At 71.7% G+C, this 562-nt stretch carries 1 protein-coding gene; it reads right to left on the bottom strand.

Annotated elements, in window-relative coordinates; genetic code table 11:
- The coding region (locus KUM32_RS39895) for a vitamin B12 dependent-methionine synthase activation domain-containing protein (RefSeq protein WP_302185260.1) at positions 1–562 on the bottom strand (562 nt) is incomplete at both ends.

Raw genomic sequence — 562 nt, 5'->3', positions numbered from 1 at the left:
GCTTCACGCCGATCCGCTCCGGCTCCAGGAGGTCCGAGATCTTCGCCCGGTCCTCCAGGTCGGGGCAGGCCCCGTAGCCGAGGGAGAAGCGGGCGCCGCGGTACTTGAGGTCGAACATCGCCTCGACCGAGTCCGGGTCCTCGCCGGCGAAGCCCAGCTCGGCACGGACCCGGGCGTGCCAGTACTCGGCCAGCGCCTCGGCGAGCTGGACGGAGAGGCCGTGCAGCTCCAGGTAGTCGCGGTAGGAGTTGGCCTCGAACAGTTCGGCCGTCGCGGCGCCGATCTTCGAGCCGACCGTGACGACCTGGAGGCCGACCACGTCCCGCTCCCCCGACTCCTCGGGCCGGAAGAAGTCGGACAGGCACAGCCTGCGGCCCCGGCGCTGGCGCGGGAAGGTGAACCGGGTGCGCTCGGTGCCGTCCTCGTGCAGCAGCACCAGGTCGTCGCCCTTGGAGACGCACGGGAAGTAGCCGTAGACCACGGCCGCCTCCAGCAGGTTCTCGGTGAGCAGCTTGTCCAGCCAGCCGCGCAGCCGGGGCCGGCCCTCGGTCTCCACCAGCTC

This window comes from Streptomyces sp. AC627_RSS907 (assembly GCF_019049165.1).
This window is presented reverse-complemented; position numbering and strand designations above follow the sequence as displayed.